At 72.9% G+C, this 15,097-nt stretch carries 16 protein-coding genes; 11 read left to right on the top strand and 5 right to left on the bottom strand.

What is annotated here, in order from left to right:
• Window positions 1-36 precede the first annotated feature (36 nt).
• The 3 genes from ACZ5UI_RS07930 to typA all read right to left on the bottom strand — a co-directional run bounded on the left by ACZ5UI_RS07930 (window position 37) and on the right by typA (window position 3,947).
• Window positions 37-600, bottom strand: a complete 564-nt coding sequence (locus tag ACZ5UI_RS07930; protein ID WP_464195981.1) for a TetR/AcrR family transcriptional regulator — start codon at window positions 598-600, stop codon at window positions 37-39.
• A gap of 534 nt (window positions 601-1,134) precedes the next feature.
• A complete protein-coding gene (locus ACZ5UI_RS07925) occupies window positions 1,135-2,070 on the bottom strand; it encodes a hypothetical protein (RefSeq protein WP_464195979.1) in 936 nt (311 codons plus the stop codon).
• Window positions 2,071-2,120: 50 nt separating this feature from the next.
• Window positions 2,121-3,947: a translational GTPase TypA gene (gene typA / locus ACZ5UI_RS07920; RefSeq protein ID WP_464195977.1), complete on the bottom strand. Its 1,827-nt coding sequence runs from the start codon at window positions 3,945-3,947 to the stop codon at window positions 2,121-2,123.
• 137 nt (window positions 3,948-4,084) lie between these two features.
• Here typA and ACZ5UI_RS07915 point away from each other — a divergent pair, with 137 nt between their 5' ends.
• Window positions 4,085-4,552, top strand: coding sequence for a TetR/AcrR family transcriptional regulator (locus tag ACZ5UI_RS07915; RefSeq protein ID WP_464195975.1), 468 nt, complete (start codon window positions 4,085-4,087; stop codon window positions 4,550-4,552).
• A gap of 3 nt (window positions 4,553-4,555) precedes the next feature.
• Window positions 4,556-5,245 (top strand): CDP-alcohol phosphatidyltransferase family protein, encoded by a 690-nt coding sequence (locus tag ACZ5UI_RS07910; RefSeq protein ID WP_464195973.1) that lies wholly within the window; start codon window positions 4,556-4,558, stop codon window positions 5,243-5,245.
• Here ACZ5UI_RS07910 and ACZ5UI_RS07905 read toward each other — a convergent pair.
• On the bottom strand, window positions 5,242-5,931 hold the full coding sequence (locus ACZ5UI_RS07905; protein WP_464195971.1) for a hypothetical protein: 690 nt from the start codon (window positions 5,929-5,931) through the stop codon (window positions 5,242-5,244). The genes ACZ5UI_RS07910 and ACZ5UI_RS07905 overlap by 4 nt on opposite strands.
• 62 nt (window positions 5,932-5,993) lie before the next feature.
• Between ACZ5UI_RS07905 and ACZ5UI_RS07900 the strand changes: the two genes are divergently transcribed.
• The 7 genes from ACZ5UI_RS07900 (at window position 5,994) to ACZ5UI_RS07870 (ending at window position 9,957) form a co-directional block, all read left to right on the top strand.
• Complete coding sequence (locus tag ACZ5UI_RS07900) at window positions 5,994-6,617, top strand: J domain-containing protein (protein WP_464195969.1); 624 nt, start codon at window positions 5,994-5,996, stop codon at window positions 6,615-6,617.
• Window positions 6,614-7,234, top strand: a complete 621-nt coding sequence (locus tag ACZ5UI_RS07895) for a class I SAM-dependent methyltransferase (protein ID WP_464195967.1) — start codon at window positions 6,614-6,616, stop codon at window positions 7,232-7,234. Before ACZ5UI_RS07900 ends, ACZ5UI_RS07895 begins: the two co-directional genes overlap by 4 nt.
• A 13-nt stretch (window positions 7,235-7,247) precedes the next feature.
• Entirely contained in the window at window positions 7,248-7,826 is a 579-nt protein-coding gene (locus ACZ5UI_RS07890; RefSeq protein WP_464195965.1) for a pyridoxamine 5'-phosphate oxidase family protein, read from the top strand.
• Window positions 7,826-8,482: a YceH family protein gene (locus ACZ5UI_RS07885; RefSeq protein ID WP_464195963.1), complete on the top strand. Its 657-nt coding sequence runs from the start codon at window positions 7,826-7,828 to the stop codon at window positions 8,480-8,482. Before ACZ5UI_RS07890 ends, ACZ5UI_RS07885 begins: the two co-directional genes overlap by 1 nt.
• A gap of 75 nt (window positions 8,483-8,557) precedes the next feature.
• A complete protein-coding gene (locus ACZ5UI_RS07880; protein ID WP_464195961.1) occupies window positions 8,558-8,770 on the top strand; it encodes a hypothetical protein in 213 nt (70 codons plus the stop codon).
• Between the two features lie 64 nt (window positions 8,771-8,834).
• A complete protein-coding gene (locus ACZ5UI_RS07875; protein ID WP_464197788.1) occupies window positions 8,835-9,581 on the top strand; it encodes a HipA family kinase in 747 nt (248 codons plus the stop codon).
• On the top strand, window positions 9,574-9,957 hold the full coding sequence (locus ACZ5UI_RS07870) for a DUF3037 domain-containing protein (protein WP_464195959.1): 384 nt from the start codon (window positions 9,574-9,576) through the stop codon (window positions 9,955-9,957). The genes ACZ5UI_RS07875 and ACZ5UI_RS07870 overlap by 8 nt, the downstream gene beginning before the upstream one ends.
• On the opposite strand, the gene ACZ5UI_RS07865 is transcribed toward ACZ5UI_RS07870, so the two are convergent.
• Entirely contained in the window at window positions 9,936-13,004 is a 3,069-nt protein-coding gene (locus tag ACZ5UI_RS07865; RefSeq protein ID WP_464195957.1) for a sensor domain-containing protein, read from the bottom strand. The two genes, ACZ5UI_RS07870 and ACZ5UI_RS07865, sit on opposite strands and share 22 nt — an antisense overlap.
• Before the next feature lie 151 nt (window positions 13,005-13,155).
• On the opposite strand from ACZ5UI_RS07865, the gene ACZ5UI_RS07860 reads away from it, so the two are divergent.
• Both ACZ5UI_RS07860 and ACZ5UI_RS07855 read left to right on the top strand, forming a co-directional pair.
• Entirely contained in the window at window positions 13,156-14,178 is a 1,023-nt protein-coding gene (locus tag ACZ5UI_RS07860) for a transglycosylase family protein (RefSeq protein ID WP_464195955.1), read from the top strand.
• Between the two features lie 35 nt (window positions 14,179-14,213).
• Window positions 14,214-15,080, top strand: a complete 867-nt coding sequence (locus tag ACZ5UI_RS07855; protein ID WP_464195953.1) for a DUF6159 family protein — start codon at window positions 14,214-14,216, stop codon at window positions 15,078-15,080.
• The last annotated feature ends 17 nt before the right edge of the window (window positions 15,081-15,097 follow it).

Below are 15,097 nucleotides of genomic sequence, written 5' to 3'. Positions count from 1 at the left end.
TTCGCGACCAAATGTAACAGAGGGGCGTGCGGAAGGCTATGGATGCAGGAACGCGTCGAGCATCGTGCGCAGGTCCTCGCGGTGCGCGCGCTCGTCCTCCGGCGCGTCGGCGTGCGCCGCCAGCACGTAGCCCCGCATGGCCAGCTCCATCGCCGCGGCCAGCCGGCGCGCGTCGCCCTCGCGCACGCTGCCCTCGGCCATCGCCTCGGTCAGCCGCGTGGCCAGCCCGTCGATGACCAGCTTCTGGAACGCGCCGACGCGCTCGGTCACGTAGGGCAGCAGCAGCTCGGGATCGACGTCGAGCAGGCGAACGAACAGGGGATGGGAGGCCAGCAGCTCGGCGCCGTGCACGGCGGTCTCGACGACGCGCTCGCGGCCGTTGGCGCCGGTCGACTGCGCCTCCTGGTCGGCCTGGGAGATGAGCTTGGCGAACTCGCGGGTCATCAGCGCCTGCAGGACCGTGCGCACGTCCGGGTAACGGCGGTACACCGTCATCCTGCTGACACCGGCGCGGGAGGCGATGTCGGTCAGCGTGGCCCGGCGCACGCCCACGGCCATCACCTGCGCGTGCGCCGCGTCGAGGATCGGGTCGTCGCTCATGACAACCGCAACGCTACTGCCACCGGGTTGAGGGGTAGGCGTGGAGGACAGCGTTCGCCAGGAGGTCGCCATGTCCATGGAGTGCAACCACCAGACCGTCCGTCTCTCCCGCGGCAAGCACAGCTCCCCGTCGCAGGGGGTGTGCGTCATGGAGCTGTCGTCGATGCTCGCCGGCGAGTCGTTCAGCGACCGCCCGGCCTGTGTGGACCCGGTGATCGGTGGGCTGCTGCGCGCCTACAACGACAGCGTGGACGGCGAGCGCCGCCAAGACCTCTACCGGCTGGCCGCCGCGGTCGTCGGCTCTGCGTCGACCGTCGAGGTCGAGCGGGCCCGCGCGGCGCGCTGCCTGGCCTTCGCCTCGGTCCACCGCGGCCGCTCGCGTTGGGGTCGACGCCGTCCCCCCGCGCTGGCTGCGCACCTGGGCTCCGACGCGCCCGGCGTGCTCGCCGTGCGCTCGCTGGGGCGCATCGACCACCGCGCCCATCAGGAGCTGATGGCGCTCGTCGGCGAGCTGCTGGCCGTCGGGCCGGCGGCTCAGGACGCGGGCTTGATGCGGAAGCCGACCTTCGAGCGCTTGCCCTTGCGCAGCGTGCCGGTGGTCGTGTCGACCACCCACGGCGAGGGCAGCGAGGCGTCGGGGATCGCCAGGAACTCGCGGATCAGGTCGACGACGCGCTGACAGCTGAGGCCGGAGTTGGCCAGCGGCACGAAGATGTACGGGCCCTTGTCCACCTGAAGCTTGCCGATCACGTCGTCGTGCTGGACGCTGAACACACCGGGGCACGGCGTGCCGTCGCCGGGCAGCTTGAAGGTCAGCTTGCCGGGCGGGTTGCCGACCAGCGGCTCGAGCGTGAACCCGTCGTTGATCGTCCCGTTGAGGAACGTGCCGGTCTCGTCGTCGATGAACCACGGCGACGGCGGATCGCCGTCGTAGTCCTGCAGGAACTTGGCCAGGTTCGACGCGGCTTGGTCGCAGGTCATGCGGCCGATGCCGGTCAGCGTGATGATGTACTTCCCGGTCGGGATCTGCAGGGCGCCGACGTGGTCGTCGTGCGTGAGCTGGAAGGTCGCGGGGCAGATGCCGCCGCTCGGCGTCGTCACGGTCGAGGTGCCCGAGGGCACGCTCGCGCCGGTGCGCGACACGGTGAAGGCCTGGTTGGGCGTCGAGCGCCGGAAGCCCGACGTCGACGCGCTCACCGCCCAGCCGCCGCTCAGGCGCCCGTCGAAGTCCAGCAGGAACTCGCGGAACAGGTCGGAGGCCTGCGCGCAGGTGAGCGTCGACGGCGTCGAGATGTTGATCGTGTAGTAGCCCGCCGGCAGCGACAGCGCGCCGATCTTGTCGTCGTGCAGCACCTGGAACTGCGGGCAGTTCGTCGAGGTGGCCGCGCCGGTCGTCGTCGTCGCCTGGGCGCCGACGGCGGCCGGCGCCGCGAACAGGACCAGCAGGGTGGCGATCAGCAGGCGGCGCATAGGGGGCGCCAGCCTAGTGACCAAACCGGCGGATTACCGGCCGATTCGATTCAGGACTTGGCGCGCTGCCGCGCCGCCTTCTGGCGCTGCGTGGCGTCGAGCACGGTCTTGCGCAACCGCACGTGATGGGGGGTCACCTCGACGCACTCGTCCTCGCGCAGGAACTCCAGCGCCTGGTCGAGCGAGAGCGTCTTCTTGGGCACCAGCCGGACCAGCTCGTCGGCCGTCGAGGAGCGGATGTTGTTGAGCTTCTTCTCGCGCACCGCGTTGACGTCGAGGTCGTCGGAGCGGCTGTTCTCGCCCACGACCATGCCCTCGTAGACCTCCTCGCCGGGCTCGACGAACAGCGAGCCGCGCTCCTGCATCAGGAAGCACGCGTTGCCGGTGACCGATCCGGTGCGGTCGGCGACCAGCGAGCCGGTGGGCCGGGTGCGCAGCTCGCCGAACCAGGGCTCCCAGCGGTCGAAGACGTGGTGCAGGATGCCCGTGCCGCGCGTCTCGGTGAGGAACTCGGTGCGGAAGCCGATCAGCCCGCGGGCGGGGACGATGTAGTCCATGCGGACCCAGCCCGTGCCGTGGTTGATCATCTGCTCCATGCGGCCCTTGCGCAGGGCCAGCAGCTGGGTGACGACGCCGACGTAGTCGTCGGGGACGTCGACGGTCAGCCGCTCGACGGGCTCGTGGCGCTTGCCGTCGATCTCGCGCACGACGACCTGCGGCTGGCCGACGGTCAGCTCGAAGCCCTCGCGGCGCAGCACCTCGACGAGGATCGCCAGCTGCAGCTCGCCGCGGCCCTGGACCTCCCAGGTGTCGGGGCGCTCCGTGGTGTTGACGCGCAGGGCGACGTTGCCGACCAGCTCGGCGGCCAGGCGGTTCTGCAGCAGGCGGGCGGTCAGCTTGGTGCCGTCGCGACCGGCCAGCGGTGACGTGTTGATGCCGATCGTCACGCTCAGCGACGGCTCGTCGACGGAGATGACGGGCAGCGGGCGCGGGTCGTCGGGGTCGGCGATGGTCTCGCCGATGGTGATCTCCTCGAAGCCGGCGATCGCGGCGATCTCGCCCGCCGAGGCCTCGTCGGTGGAGACGCGATCGAGCGCGTCGGTGACGTACAGCTCGGTCACCTTGCCGGACTCGATCGTGCCGTCGGCCCGACACCAGGCCACGTTCTGGCCGCGGCGCAGGACGCCCTGGTGGATGCGGCAGATGGCCAGGCGGCCGACGTAGGGCGAGGCGTCGAGGTTGGTGACCAGCGCCTGCAGCGGGTGCCCTTCCTCGTACTCCGGCGCCGGGACCGTCTCCACGAGCAGGTCCATCAGCGGCTTGAGATCGGTGCCGGGCACGTCCATGTCGAGCGTTGCGGTGCCAGCTTTGCCGTTCGTGTAGACGACCGGGAAGTCGATCTGGTCCTCGTCGGCGTCGAGGTCCAGGAACAGCTCCTCGACCTCGTGGACGACCTCGGCGATCCGCGCGTCCGGGCGGTCGATCTTGTTGACCACGAGCACCACGGGAAGGCGGGCCTCCAGCGCCTTGCGCAGCACGAAGCGGGTCTGCGGCAGGGGGCCCTCGGAGGCGTCGACGAGCAGCAGGACGCCGTCGACCATGAACAGCCCACGCTCGACCTCACCGCCGAAATCGGCGTGTCCGGGCGTGTCGATGATGTTCAGCTTCACGCCCTCGTAGCGGACCGCCGTGTTCTTGGCCAGGATCGTGATGCCCTTCTCACGCTCCAGGTCCATGGAGTCCATGACGCGTTCGTTCACGTCCTGACCCTGGCGGAAGGCGCCGGACTGCCACAACATGGCGTCGACGAGGGTGGTCTTTCCGTGATCGACGTGAGCGACGATCGCAACGTTTCTGATGTCAGCGCGGGTAGCCATTGGCGTAACGGCAGGCTAGCCGGGTAGTGTCGCCGGGCATGACGCCCACTGGTCACCTCCGGGCGGACGCGGAGCGCAACGTACGCGCCATCATCGACGCAGCCATCGTGCTGCTCGCAGCGGAGCCGGACGCGAGCATGGAACGTGTCGCTGCCGCCGCCGGCGTGGGCCGCGCCACCGTGTACCGCCATTTCGCCAGCCGAGAACACCTCGTGCGAGCGATCCTGGACCGCGCGCTGCAGGACGCGCGCGACGCCGTCATGGGCAGCGAACCGAGTCAGGGCAGCGCCGAGGCCGCGCTGGGTCGGGCGGTCGAGGCGCTGCTGAAGGTGGCCGACCGCTACCGGCTCGTCCGCTCGGTCGCCCCGCACGACGCGGAGCTGCGTCGCCGCGCCGAGGAGGTGGGCGCTCCGCTCACCGCGATCATCCAGCGCGGACAGCGCGAGGGCGCCTTCCGCAAGGACCTCTCGGCCCGCTGGGGCGCTGGTGCCCTGGGCGCGCTGCTGCAGGCGCTGACGATCCAGTTGATCGACGGCGAGGTCCGCGAGCGCGACGCCGCGCGCCTGCTGATGACGACGCTGGTGGACGGCATCGCCGCGCGCTGACCGGTGACCGACACCAAGGCGGTCGAGGCCGAGCGCGAGCCGAACTTCCTGCTCGCCAAGGTCGAGAAGCGCACGCTGCGGTGGATCGCCGCGCGGCTGCCGCGCTGGGTGCTGCCCGACGACCTGACCGCGCTGGGCGTCCTGTCGGCGATCGCCATCTGCGCGGCCTACCTGCTCTCCAACCAGTCGACGGTGTGGCTGTGGGTGGCCAGCGCGCTGCTCGTCGTGCACTGGCTGGGCGACAGCCTGGACGGGACGCTGGCCCGGGTGCGCGGGATCCAGCGCCCGCGCTACGGCTACTACCTCGATCACCTGGTCGACGCGATCTCCACCGCGCTGATCGGCCTGGGCCTCGGGCTGTCGCCCTACATGCTGCTGTCGGTCGGCGCGGTGATCGTCGTGGCCTACCTGATCCTGTCGATCAACGTCTACCTGGAGAGCTACGCGCTGGGGCGCTTCTCGATCGGCTACGGCCTGCTGGGCCCGACCGAGATGCGCCTGATCATCATCGCGCTGAACACCGCGCTGGCCATCTGGGGCGGGCTGGCCTTCGACCTGTTCGGGCTGGGGCTGACGCCGCTGGACCTGGTCGGCGCCGCCGCGGCGGGGGTGATGGTCGTGCTGCTGACCGCCCGCGCGCTGCGCAACCTGCGCGATCTGGCCCGCGACGAGCCCGCCGCGCCGCGCCGTTAGCCGCAGGGGACCCGCAGCCGCGGCGTGCGGCGCACGTGGCGCCCGTCGGCGGAGGTCAACCGCACGTCGAGGCGCTGCAGGCGCCGGCCGCACAGCCCCAGCGCCGCCTCCAGCGGACCCTCGCGCAGCGAGGCGAAGCGCAGCGTGAAGCGCTGCACCGGCACCGGGGGCAGGTCGCGGAAGAGCGTGCGCAGGCGTCCGGTGGAGCCCAGGCGCTGCTGGCCGCGCAGCGTCAGCGACACCCCGCCGCCGCGGAGCGCGACGGACAGGTCGGGCAGCCCGATGCCGACGTCACCCTCGGGCGGGGTGAGCGGCTCGGCCAGCACGATCGGCCCGCGGAGGGGTGCCTTCAGCGTGCTGGAGACGGCCACCGCGGAGCCCAGCACCGAGGCCTTGGTGCACTGGCCGGCGGTCACGGCGGCCAACGAGCAGGTGCGCTTGAGCGTGTCGATGCTGGGCCGCAGCTCCCGGGGCAGCAGGACCGAGACGCTCGACAGCGCCGCTTCCCCGCGCTTCTGGCGGATCGTCACGGCCAGCCCGGGATGGCTGCCCTTGCGGACGTGGTGGTCGGTCACCGATGCGGACACGCGTGGCTGGAAGCGGGCGGCGTGCGCGGGCGCGGCCGCGCCGGCGGCGACGAGCAGGCAGGGGAGAGCGACCGCCGCGATGGGGTGGAATCGAGGCATGCCCAGGGCATGCTCGGGCCTGGACCGGTTCATGCGCGATCCCTCCCGCCACAATGCGGGACGTGGACGACCCGTTCGCGCTGCTGGGCCTGACCGCCGACGCCAGCTCCGACGAGCTGACGGCGGCCTATCGCGCTGCCGCCAAGGAGTGGCACCCCGACCGGCGCGACGGCCCGGAGGCGGCCGAGCAGATGGCCCGCATCAACGCCGCCTACGACGCGGCCCGCGCGGCGCTGGCCAACCCCGAGCGCCAGCGCGCCCCGACGGGCAGCACCTCCCCGCCGCGCGGGCCGGCCCGCCGCGCCCCGGTCGCGGCGCACTGGCTGGACGCGTCGACGCGCCGGGCGCTGGGCGGCGAGCTGGCGCGCTCGCTGCACGAGGGCGAGGACGTCGTGCTGGTCATGCCGACGTCCACGTGGGCCAGCCCGCAGGCCCGCCTGGCCATCACCGACCGGCGGCTGCTGTGGCTCAACGAGGACGCGATCGGTGACCGTGTCCGCTCGCTGCGCTTCGAGCAGATCGCCCGCGTCGACCAGCGCCCGTCGTGGCCGCGGCGGCGGACCGCGACGCTGCGGGTGCACGACCGCCAGGGCCGCCGCTTCACCTTCGCCGAGCTGCGGCCGGAGACAGCGCAGAAGGCCGTGCGCCACCTGCGGGGCCGGCAGGTCGGCCGGCGACGTTCGTGAGCGAGGTCGACCCGATCGAGGAGGTGGTCGCCCTCGACGGCCGTCAGGTGCTGGTGCTGCGCCCGCGCGACGCCGAGTCGATGCTGTCGGAGGAGGCCTTCGCGGTTGACGAGTTCCTGCCCTACTGGGCGGAGCTGTGGCCCAGCGCCCTGGCCCTGGCCCGTGCCGTGGGCGCCCGGGCGTTGCACGGCGCGCGCGTCGTCGAGCTGGGCTGCGGCCTGGCGCTGCCCTCGATCGTGGCGGCGCAGAGCGGCGGGCGCGTGCTGGCCACCGACTGGGCGGCCGACGCGATCGCCTACGCCGAGCGCAACGCGGCCCACAACGACGTCGAGATCGAGACGGCGGTCGAGTCCTGGACCGATCCGCAGGTGATCACGGCCCGGGCGCCCTGGGATCTGGTGATCGGCTCCGACCTGCTCTACGAGGCGCGCAACGTCGCGCCGCTGCTGGAGCTGCTGCCCCGGCTGACCGGCGAGCGCGGCGAGGCGTGGATCGCCGACCCGGGGCGCGCGCCCGCGGCCGAGTTCCTCGAGCGGGCGGCCGAGCGCTTCGAGATCCGCTCGACCCCCGATCCCGCCGGGCACGCCGTGCACGTCCATCACCTGCGGCCCCGGTAGATTTCGCCGGGCGATGCAGGTCCTGGACGACATCAACGAGCACATCGCCGCTTGGATCGCGCGGCAGCCGATGTTCTTCGTGGGCAGCGCGCCGCTGGCCGTCGACGGGCACGTGAACCTCTCGCCCAAGGGCCCGGGCAGCACGATCCAGGTCCTCGGCCCGCACGAGGTGGCCTACCTCGACTACACCGGCAGCGGCGCCGAGACGACGGCGCACCTGCGCGAGAACGGCCGCATCGTCGTCATGTGGTGCGCGTTCGACGGGCCGCCGCAGATCATCCGCCTGCACGGCACCGGCGAGGTGATCCGCGACGGCGACCCGCGGCTGGAGGACCTGCTGGCGCGCTTCCCCGAGCAGCCGCTGCCGCGCGTCTCGCTGCGGGCGATCATCCGGGTCGACGTGGAGCGGGTGTCGAAGTCCTGCGGCTATACGGTCCCGCTGATGGCCTACGAGGGCGGGCGCCCGCACATGCCGGCTTGGACCGACAAGCAGCTGCGCACCGGCGGTGCGGCCGCGCTGGACGACTACCGCGCGAAGAAGAACGCCACGAGCATCGACGGGCTGCCGTCCGTCCCCGTGGCGGGGGACTGATGGAGCCCGATCCGATCGAGCTGCGGGTGCTCGGCTGCCTGATCGAGAAGCAGCACACGACGCCCGACGCCTACCCGCTGAGCCTCAACGCGCTGCGCCTGGCCGCCAACCAGTCGACCAACCGCGATCCGGTCATGGCCCTGGACGAGGGGGCGATCCGCGACGCGCTCCAGCGGCTCTATCACCGCCGCTGGACGCGGCTGGCCGGGGCGGCGCGAGCGGCCAAGTACCGCCATCTGCTCGACGAGGCGCTGGGCGTCGACGACGGCGAGCTGTGCCTGCTGGCCGTGCTGATGCTGCGCGGACCGCAGACCCCCGGTGAGCTCAACCAGCGCGTCGCCCGCCTGCACGAGTACGGCTCCACCGCCGCGGTGATCGAGGCGCTGGACCGGCTGATCGGCCGCGGGTTCGTCGCGCGGCTGGAGCGCCGGCCGGGCCAGAAGGAGGAGCGCTACCTGCAGCTGCTCGGGGACGCCGGCGAGGAAGGCGAGGCCCCGCTGGTCTTCGCGCCGGCGCCGGTCGCGCCGGCCGAGCCGCTGCACGGCGCCGGCGTGCCCGTCGGGCAGGACCACGTCGAGCGGATCGACCGGCTCGAGCGCGAGATCACCGAGCTGCGGGCCCAGGTCGCGGAGTTGCGCGAGGCACTCGGCGGCTGACCGGCTAGACCGGTACGTCCGTTGCCCGACGCCGAGGGCTTGCATGATTCGGCACAAGCACATACGGTCTGGCTCATGCTCGCCTGCTCATCCTGCGGTCGCGCTTTCAACGCGCGAGCGCTGAACCCCTGGTCGCTGAGCACCGCGACCTGTCCGGCGTGCGGGAGCGACCTGACCGTCACGGCGCGCAAGCGCCCGATCGCCACCGACCCGGCGCGGGGCCGGTTCGTCGCGCGGCCGACCCCGCACGAGGACCTCGCCCAGCGCCTCAGCGGCATGGGCGCCTGAACCACACGCTGCGGCAACGGCGCGCGCGGGCGCTACGGTCCCGCGCGTGCCCGCCGTCGCCCCGCTGCGCTCCATCACCGCCACGCGCTACGTCACGCCGCTGCGCGAGGGCGGGTCGATGCCCGGCCTGGTCGAGGCCGACGACGACGGCCTCTACGTCCTGAAGTTCCGCGGCGCCGGTCAGGGGCCGCTGGCCCTGGTGGCCGAGATCATCGTCAGTGAGCTGGCCCGCGCGCTCGGCCTGCCGATGCCCGAGCTGACCCTGGCCGAGGTCGATCCGGCGCTGGGCAAGGCCGAACCGGACCCCGAGATCCAGGAGCTGATCGAGGCCAGCACGGGCACGAACCTCGGCGTCGACTTCCTGCCCGGCGCGCTGCCCTACTCGCCCGCCGTGGCCTGGCGCCCGCCGCCGGAGCTGGCCGCCGACATCGTCTGGCTGGACGCGCTGACCACCAACGTCGACCGCACGCCGCAGAACCCCAACCTGCTGCTGTGGCACGACCGCCTGTGGCTGATCGACCACGGCGCCGCGCTGTACCGCCAGCACGCCGGCCTGGACCCGGCCGCCGACGCCGCGCGCGCCTTCCCGCAGATCGCCCACCACGTGCTCCTGCCCTGCGCCGGCTCGATCGCCGCCGCCGATCAGCGCCTGGCGCCGCGCGTGGACCGGGCGCTGCTGGAGGCGCTGGTCGCGCTGGTGCCCGACGCCTGGCTCACCGGTCCGACGCGCGCCGACTACGTCGACTACCTGCTGGGCCGGGTCGCCCGCTCGGCCGACATCGCCGAGGAGGCCGACGATCTCCGTGGCTGAGCGCAGCCCCTTCAGCTACGCGATCATCCGCGTCGTGCCGCGCGTCGAGCGGGGCGAGCGCCTCAACGCGGGCGTCGTGCTGTTCAGCCGCCCGCGCCGGTTCCTGGGCGCCCGCATCGGCCTGGACGAGGCGCGGCTGCGGGCCATCGCGCCCGACCTGGATCCCGCCGTGGTGCGCGCGCACCTGGACGCGATCGAGCGGATCGCCGCCGGCGACCCGGCGGCGGGGCCGATCGCCACGATGGATCAGTCCGAGCGCTTCGGCTGGCTGGTCGCGCCGTCGAGCACGATGATCCAGCCGTCGCGCGTGCACACGGGCCTGTGCGACGACCCCGCGGCGATGCTCGCGCACCTCTACCGCGAGCTGGTCAGCTGAGCGCCTGAGGCCAGCAGCCGCGCCGCCCCGCTGACCGGGACCGGCCGGGAGAAGGCGAATCCCTGGCCCAGCGTGCAGCCCAGCTCTTCCAGCACGCGCGCCTGCTCGGCGTGCTCGATGCCCTCGGCCACCACCGTCAGCTCCAGCGCGGCGGCCATGTCGACCGCGGCCTTGACGATGGCCGTCGCCTCGCGCCGCGCGCCGATGCCGGCGATCAGCGACCGGTCCAGCTTGAGCGCGTCGACCGGGTAGTCGGCCAGGAAGCCCAGCGACGAGTAGCCGGTGCCGAAGTCGTCCAGCGCCACGCTGACGCCGAGCGCGCGCACCTCCTGCAGGATCCGCGACGCGGCCGGCTCCTCGATCAGCAGGCGCTCGGTGATCTCCAGGCCGAGCTGAGCGGGGTCGATGCGCGAATGGCGCAGGGCGGACGCGACGGCGGCGGGCAGCGCCGCGGTGATCTGCCGGGGGGACAGGTTGGCCCGCACGCGCAGCGGCGGGCGCCCGGGCGACTCGGCGTTCCAGACGGCGATCTGGTCGCAGACGGAGTGCAGCACCCACTGACCGATGGGCAGGATCAGGTCGGTGTCCTCGGCGATCGAGATGAACTCGCTCGGACCGACCAGGCCGCGATCGGGGTGCTGCCAGCGCACGAGCGCCTCGAAGCCCTCCAGCGCACCGGAGCCCAGCTCGACGACCGGCTGGTAGTGGAGCACCAGCTGGTCGCCGTCGATCGCCTGGCGCAGCGCCGCCTCCATGGTCAAGCGCTCGACCACGCGCCGGCGCAGGTCCTCGTCGAAGACCTCGTAGCGGCCGCCGCCCTGGTCCTTGGCCCGGTACATGGCCAGGTCGGCGTCGCGCAGCAGGTCGCCGGCCGTCGTGTTGGCTCCCGACAGCGCCACGCCGATCGACGCGCCCAGATGCCAGGCCCGGCCGCCGGCCCGGAAGGGCTCGTCGAAGGCGTCGACGATGCGCTGGGCCAGGACGGCCACGTCGTGGGGGTGGTGGATGCTCGGGCAGGCGACGACGAACTCGTCGCCGCCCAGGCGTGCGGGGACGTCGGAGCCCCGCACGATCGCGCGCAGGCGGTCGGCCACCTCGCAGAGCAGGTCGTCGCCCGCGCTGTGGCCCAGCGCGTCGTTGACCACCTTGAAGCGGTCGATGTCCAGCAGCAGCAGGGCGACGGTCGTGCCGTCGCGGCCGGTGGCGGTCAGCGCGCGCTCCAGCTGTCCGGACAGGAAGGCGCGGTTGGCCAGGCGCGTGAGCGGGTCGTGGAGCGCCTGGTGGCGGGTGGCGGCCTCCATGTCGGCGCGGTCGATCGCCGTGGCCAGCGTGTGCGCGATGCCCTCGACGAAGCGGATGTCCTCCGGGCCGAACGCGTCCTCGGTGCGGTGGCGGAACAGGGTGATCGCATACCGATTCCCGCCGCGGCGCGGGACCGGGACGGCGAGCGCACGGACCACGCCGGTCTGCACCAGCGGGGCCGGGGCGACGAAGCGGTCGTCGGTCTCGATGTCGTCGGTGACGATCCACGTGTTGTGGGCCAGCGCGTACTCGGTCACCGAGCCCGGCGGCACGGTGGCCGGCACGCCGGCCGGCGCGGCCTCGCCCTTGATCAGGATGTGCAGCTGGCCGTCGGCCTGGTCCTCGCGGGTGATCAGCACGCGGGCGCCGCCCAGGACGTCGGCGACCAGCGCGGCGGCCTCGCGCATCAGCGCGGGCGGATCGGTGATCGACATCGCGCGGCGGCCCAGCTCGAGCGTCGCGGCGGTCCGCCGGTTGGCGTGCCGGCGGTTGGTGATGTCCTCGATCTGGGCGAAGTAGTACGGGTCGTCGGCGCCGTCGACCACGAGCGTCGTCGAGACGGCGACGTCGATGGTCGAGCCGTCGCGGCGCAGCAGCCGCTTCTCCGTGCGGCCGCCGCGCTGGGCCGCCAGCTCGTGCGTGCGCTCGGCGTCCTCGGGCGGGGTGATGCTCTCGACGGTGCGGCCGACGAGGTCCTCCGGCGTGCGGTCCAGCATCCGGCAGAAGGCCTCGTTGACCTTCTGGTAGCGCAGGTCCATCGAGACCAGCGCCATGCCGATCGACGCGTCCTCGAACCCGAGCTCGAAGCGCCGGCTCTCGTGCAGGCGGCCGAGCTCGCGCACCGTGATCAGGCCGCGCAGCAGGACCGCGGCCAGCGCGATCAGGGCCAGCACGGAGGCCGAGGCGGGCAGATCCATGAGGCGGTCGGCGAGCAGGATCATCAGCGCGGCGACCGCATAGACGGCGGGCGCGATCAGCGCGAGCAGGCTGTCCATGCGCACGGAACGCGGGGGCTGGCCGGGCTGGTAGGCGGCGTAGGCGATCAGCAACGTGGCCAGCGGGAAGCTCGTGCTGACCAGCGACCCCCGCTCGAACGTGTCGCGGCCGACCTGGACGGCCAGCCAGATGTCGCCGGCCGCGAACAGCGCGAAGGCGCCGGCCAGCACGAGCCACATGGCGCCCACGCGGCGACCGGTCAAGGACAGCGCCCAGACGACCATGGCCAGCAGCACGACGTCGGCGCTCGGGTAGGCCACGCCGAGGATCACGTCCGAGCGCGAGTTGCCGGTCGCGTCGACCACCTCGGGCAGGAGGAAGGCGCAGGCGATGCTCGAGAGGACCAGCACGCCGACCAGCCCGTCGAGCCCGAAGCCGAGGTGGAAGGGCCGCAGCCGGACGCGTAGCAGCAGGGCGATCGCGACGTAGGCGAAGACGTAGAAGGCCATCCAGCCGATGTGGATGCCCAGCGGGGTGAAGCTCGGCGTGACCACGACGTAGGCCAGCGTGGACAGGCCGTAGCAGGCGATCGCCACCGTCAGCAGCGTCCAGGCGGCGCGCTCGTGCGGGACGCGCACGGCCCGATAGCCACAGCCGAACGCGGCCAGCGCGTAGAACAGCTCGACGCCCCAATCGCGCACCCAGGCGTGCACGCCCGACCCCGCGAATGCCGTCAGCGACTCGAGCACGTACAACGCGCTGAGCGAGAGCACCACGACCACGAACGCCCGGGGAAGGCGGGGGAACACCCAGCCGACATCGGCCGCGCGGGCACGATGCTTTACGAACGACACGAAGTGGGGCAGATGGGTCCCGCCTGTCGCGCGCGCAGGACCTCGTGCAGTGGTCGCCGGGGCCCAGATCCGCTGCTACGGTCGACGATCGCCGCCCTTCCGCCGGATGTCCTTCCGCCTGCCGTCACGCCTCGTCGCGCTCGCCGCGGCCGCACTGCTTGCCCCGCTCGCCCTCTGGGCGGCCAGTCCGCTGATCTCGCAGGGCGCCACCGAGCAGGAGCTGCAGGACCAGATCTCCGGCCAGCAGGCGCGTGAGCGCCAGCTCGGCTCGGCCGCCGAGCGCCTGGCGGCCCTGGAGAACCAGCTCAGCGGCGACATCAGCCTGCTCGAGCAGCGGCTGTCGCGCGTGCGCGACGACCTGGCCGCCGCGCAGAACAAGCTGGGCGACGTCCAGCAGCGCCTGCGCGACGAGCGGGCGCGGGCGCAGCGGCTGAACCAGCGCCTGGAGCGCGGGCGCACGCTGCTCGCGCGGCGCCTGCGTGAGCGCTACGTGGCCGCCGACGCCGACCTGATGACCGTCATCCTGGCCTCGCGCAACCTGCCGGACCTGCTCGAGCAGGCCGAGTTCCTGCGGCGCATCCAGCGCAGCGACGAGCGCATCGTCGGCGACGTGCGCGAGGCCCGCGCGGCCGCGCGCGCCGAGGCCAAGCGGCTGGCGGTGCTCGAGGACCGCCAGCGCGACACCGTGATCGCCGTCCAGCGCCGTGAGAGCGCGCTGGAGGGCATGAACGCGGCGCTGCAGTCGCGCCGCGCCAGCCTGGCCCGGGCCCGCGCCGCCCGCGAGGCCGCGCTGGCCGACACTCGCTCCAGCCGCCGTACCGCCCAGCGCGAGCTCGACCACCTGATCGCCGAGCGCGAGAAGGCCGCCGTCTCCTCGGCCGGCCCCGGCGGGCCGTGGGCGATCCCGTGGGCGATCGTCCAGTGCGAGTCCGGCGGCCAGAACCTGCCGCCCAACTGGGCCGGCGCCTCCGGCTACTACCAGTTCATGCCCGCCACGTGGCAGGGCTTGGGCGGCTCGACGCCCGACGCGTACCTGGCCAGCAAGGCGGAACAGGACCGTCTCGCTGCACGGCTATGGAACGGCGGCGCCGGTGCCGATAACTGGGACTGTTACGCGCTCGTCACCTGAGCGGAACCCGTCGTCTTCCACCACATCGAGAGACCATGAAGAGCAACTCCCGCTTCGCCCGTGGCTGGCGCCTGTCCAAGGACAGCTGGGCGATCCTGAAGGCCGACCGCTCCCTGCTGGCCTTCCCGGTCGTCGGGACGCTGGCCGCCCTGGTCGCCTTCGCGATCGTCATCGCGCCCGGCATCGGCGTCGCCGTCGCGGCCGACAGCCCGTGGCCCGTGATCCCGTTCGCCGCCGTCGGCCTGTACCTGACCGTGTTCGTGACGATCTACTGCGGCGTCGGCCTGGCCGCCGCCACCGCGCAGGTCATGGACGGCCAGGACGCCACCCTGCGCACCGGCCTGGCCGCCGCGCGGCCGCACCTGGGCAAGATCGCCAAGTGGGCGCTGGTGCAGGCCACCGTCGGGCTGCTGCTCAACCTCCTGCAGTCGCTGGCCGACAGCGACAACGGCATCCTGCGGATCGTCGGCCTGCTCCTCACGCTCGTGCTCAGCGTCGCCTGGACCCTGGCCAGCTTCTTCGTGATCCCGCTGCTGGCCTTCGAGGACCTCGGGCCCGGCGACGCGCTGAAGCGCTCCGTGGCGATCATCAAGGAGCACTGGGGCGAGGGCGTCGTCGGCTCGGCCGCGATCGGCGGCCTGGTCTTCCTGATCGGCTTCCTGCCCGCGTGCCTGCTGATCTTCCTGGGCGTGTCGGCCGGCGGTGCCGCGGGCATCGTCCTGATCGGCGTCGGCGTGGTCATCCTGATCATCGCCTCGATCGTCGGCAACACGCTCAACCAGGTGTTCCGCGTCGCGCTGTATCGCTGGGTGACCGGCAAGGGCGAGGCCACCGGCTTCGACACCAACGACCTCGAGCGAGCCTTCCGGCCCAAGGGGCGCCTCGGACGCGCGACGACGTAGTGCTGCGACACTGTCCG

Source organism: Conexibacter sp. JCM 18997 (assembly GCF_055391915.1).
The sequence above is the reverse complement of the archived record's forward strand: the minus strand, read 5'-3'. Positions and strand labels throughout refer to the sequence as shown.